General features: G+C 56.4%; 4 protein-coding genes. 1 reads left to right on the top strand and 3 read right to left on the bottom strand.

From position 1 onward, the window contains the following. Nucleotides 1-237 precede the first annotated feature (237 nt). The 3 genes from B7449_RS11910 to B7449_RS11895 all read right to left on the bottom strand — a co-directional run bounded on the left by B7449_RS11910 (nucleotide 238) and on the right by B7449_RS11895 (nucleotide 2008). Nucleotides 238-519, bottom strand: coding sequence for a type II toxin-antitoxin system YafQ family toxin (locus B7449_RS11910; RefSeq protein WP_014106742.1), 282 nt, complete (start codon nucleotides 517-519; stop codon nucleotides 238-240). Then, complete coding sequence (locus B7449_RS11905; protein WP_018308607.1) at nucleotides 506-769, bottom strand: type II toxin-antitoxin system RelB/DinJ family antitoxin; 264 nt, start codon at nucleotides 767-769, stop codon at nucleotides 506-508. Before B7449_RS11905 ends, B7449_RS11910 begins: the two co-directional genes overlap by 14 nt. A gap of 720 nt (nucleotides 770-1489) precedes the next feature. Then, nucleotides 1490-2008 (bottom strand): rhodanese family protein, encoded by a 519-nt coding sequence (locus tag B7449_RS11895; protein WP_018308608.1) that lies wholly within the window; start codon nucleotides 2006-2008, stop codon nucleotides 1490-1492. 541 nt (nucleotides 2009-2549) lie between these two features. Here B7449_RS11895 and B7449_RS11885 point away from each other — a divergent pair. Further along, nucleotides 2550-2998: replication/maintenance protein RepL (locus B7449_RS11885; protein WP_082084841.1), on the top strand; the 449-nt coding region annotated here is incomplete at its 3' end.

Raw genomic sequence — 2998 nt, 5'->3', positions numbered from 1 at the left:
ATTGGCGCACAGCCGCCTCTACAGGCCATTCCAGACCTGTATCCGGGAGAGAAGCAGCTACCTACCGGCCCCGGCTTACCACCACCATCTCAGCCTTCTTTCGACGGCATGGAACCAGACTTGCCGGCCACCGAAAAATAGATCGCCCGACACCACGCGCACGTTGTCCGAAGGGCAACGTATAAGCGCGCACTCCTTGATGCGCCGGGATTGAGCCGCCTGTTCTTCCCTTGAAGGCTAGAGGTCGAGTTCCGAATGGGAGCCCAGTCGCACCAGAACCAGGCGATCGGCCTCAATGAGGCGATAGATCAGCACCAGATCGGGCTTCACATGGCAGTCCCGATAGTCCTTCCAGTTGCCTGTCAGGGCATGGTCGCGATGCCGGATTTCCAATGCCGCATCGACCACCAGAAGCTCGATAATTCGCCGCAGATCGGTGTCCAAGGCAGCCCGATGCGGCCCCTTCGCCACCCGTTTGAAATCACGCTTGAAGGCCGTCGTGCGCTCAATCGTCCGCATGGAGATCTTCGAACAACGCATCAACAGACCTGAAGCGCGTCAGATCCCCACGCTCGACCTCGGCAAACGCCGCCAACGTCTCCGCATTAGGCTGAAACAGCGCGGCCGGAATCACCTTGTCCTGGGCAATCCGCGTCATCAGCACGCGAACCACATCACTCACCGTCAGCCCGGCCGCGTGAATGACCTGGTTCGCGGCTTCCTGAATCTCGCCCGGCACTCGGGCCTGGACCATGCGACTGACAGCCATGACATACCCTCCCAACACTGTATTTCAGTGTAATACAAATCGTCGATTTTGTCTATGTTCCGGGGTGGGAGAAGGCGGAAAAGTGAGGGCAAGATTAAAGAAACCGGCACTCTGTGACCTTGGTTTTCAGGATTCCGATGTCTGCACATGGGGTTAGGGCGCGGCATGGTGGCACTGCGAAAATTGCCGCCAGAGTGCCGCCCTTTCCGGCCAGGCCGCGAGAAACCCCCACATGGGACGGCACCATGCCCCACCTGATCGCGACAGGAGAACAGGTGATCGCCTCTTGCGATCACCCGCTATAAGGCCGTCAGAAGGCCGTATGATGGCTTCCGGATCTTGTCCGGTATTGGGTATCGGAAACTCGTCTGAGTGCCCTGTATGGCCATCCTGCGGTCTCTAACTGGGAGTTCCTAGCTACAGACGCAGGAAGGGCCGGACTTACCACAACCCGGCCCTTCCCCTCGCCACAGGTGACTACGCCCATAGCCAGCTTGCCGCTGGCCTCGCACCAAGTGCAACCGGAATCGCCCCGTTCGTCGCTTCCTGAGCCATTTTGCCCTTCCCCGGTTTCGCTGGCCTTGCAGGCTCCGGGCGAGCGCGGAGCGGGAGCGGCGTAGCCCGCCGAAGGCGCCGGAGCAGTGTGACCCTTCCCCTATAATTTAGACGTCGTTCCAGATATCGAGACAGTCCAAAAACGGGTGAGCAGAATAGTAACCATCAGCCTTTTGAACGCCGGTTCCAAGGCATGACGCGCAGAAGATTGGCCATGCCGCACCATCCTGTTACGCCAGCGAACATTAGTCCTACACCGACAAACGCCGATATTCCGAAGAATACGGGCGAAACAATTAAACCAAGCAGCACGCCGGTTAGCACTATCGTACCGGCTGTGATCTGCACCTGTCGCATGATTTCCAGCGGTTGTGAGCGATCGACGACGGTGGGTAGTCTTGCCTGCCGCCACGCATCGATACCTCCTTTGAGAATACAGGCCGGTACTCCGTCAGCTGCTGATTCGAGCTGTAAGGTATTGGCAGTAGTGCGCATCCCGGACTTGCAGTGGAATATGATTTGACGACCGTTATGTGGCAGATCACCGATCCGATCGAGCGGCACGTTTATTGCGCCGGGAATATGCTCACGCGCATATTCATCTGCACTGCGGATGTCGACTAGGATTGCGCCCGCAGTGATCGCTGCGCGAGTATCGGCGGGAGAAATAGACGCAAGCGTCATAGTATTAATCCTTGCAATAGAGATAGCAGAGGGGGAGGGCAGCAGCGTTGCTGTGCAGGCGGCCCAATGAAGCAGGAAGCACCAGGAGGGCAGCTTAATGCATGCCCATACCGGAACCATCGGCCTTCAGGCCGGTGAGCATGTCAGGGTTGATCGACACACCCGGTCGCTGAAGCGTCGCACAACGATACGAAAGCGGAATTAATCGCCCTTTTTTGAGCCTCTGATCCGCCCCCGAGGGTCCACCGGCGCGGCTCCGCTGCCGCTCACGCAAGGCGTTCGCTGCGCCGCTCCCGTGGGCTTCGGGGACGGCCCAAAGATCATAGAGAGAGATCACAAAAAAAATTGTTATTTATCAATGATGTGATGGGGGGGGGTAGCCCACCAGCTATGGGCTACCCCTAGCCCACCAGCTATGGGCTAGGTTTGGATGGAATTTGTCCAAATTTGGATTGAATTCATCTACATTTTTCGCTATGAAATGGATGAATTTCATCCAAATTTGGATGAAAAATCGTCTGATTTGATCTAGGGGTAGGCCATGAAGCCAAAACACGTTGGATTAACCACAGCACCCAACGGAACTTGGGTTCAGGTCGAACGAGCGGCTATGGAACGATGGTCAAAATTAGCTGTATCAAATCCTAGAGCAGCAGCTGTTATGATGCTTATGACCTCCCAAATGGGCCGCAATAATGCTCTCGTCGCATCCCAAGCTACATTGGCCAAAATGGCTGGTTGCGGCTTGAATACTCTCAAAAGGGCTTTGTCCGTTTTACGAGAGGGCAACTGGATCGAAGTTCGACAGATCGGTCCCACAGGCACGGCCTGTGCTTACATCGTTAATGACCGGGTAGCTTGGTCCGGAAATCGCGATGGCATCCGCTACAGCCTGTTTTCTGCCGCTGTGCTGCTCTCAGACGATGAACAACCCGATAAGACCGAAATTGGCGCACAGCCGCCTCTACAGGCCATTCCAGACCTGTATCC

Origin of the sequence: Komagataeibacter intermedius TF2, from assembly GCF_000964425.1 — a bacterium.
Lineage (GTDB): Bacteria > Pseudomonadota > Alphaproteobacteria > Acetobacterales > Acetobacteraceae > Komagataeibacter > Komagataeibacter intermedius.
This window is presented reverse-complemented; position numbering and strand designations above follow the sequence as displayed.

What these genes read in the sequence shown, in the direction of transcription:
- B7449_RS11895 (WP_018308608.1), bottom strand. Translation starts at nt 2,008, where the DNA reads ATGACGCTTGCGTCTATTTCTCCCGCCGATACTCGCGCAGCGATCACT.
- B7449_RS11910 (WP_014106742.1), bottom strand. Translation starts at nt 519, where the DNA reads ATGCGGACGATTGAGCGCACGACGGCCTTCAAGCGTGATTTCAAACGG.
- B7449_RS11905 (WP_018308607.1), bottom strand. Translation starts at nt 769, where the DNA reads ATGGCTGTCAGTCGCATGGTCCAGGCCCGAGTGCCGGGCGAGATTCAG.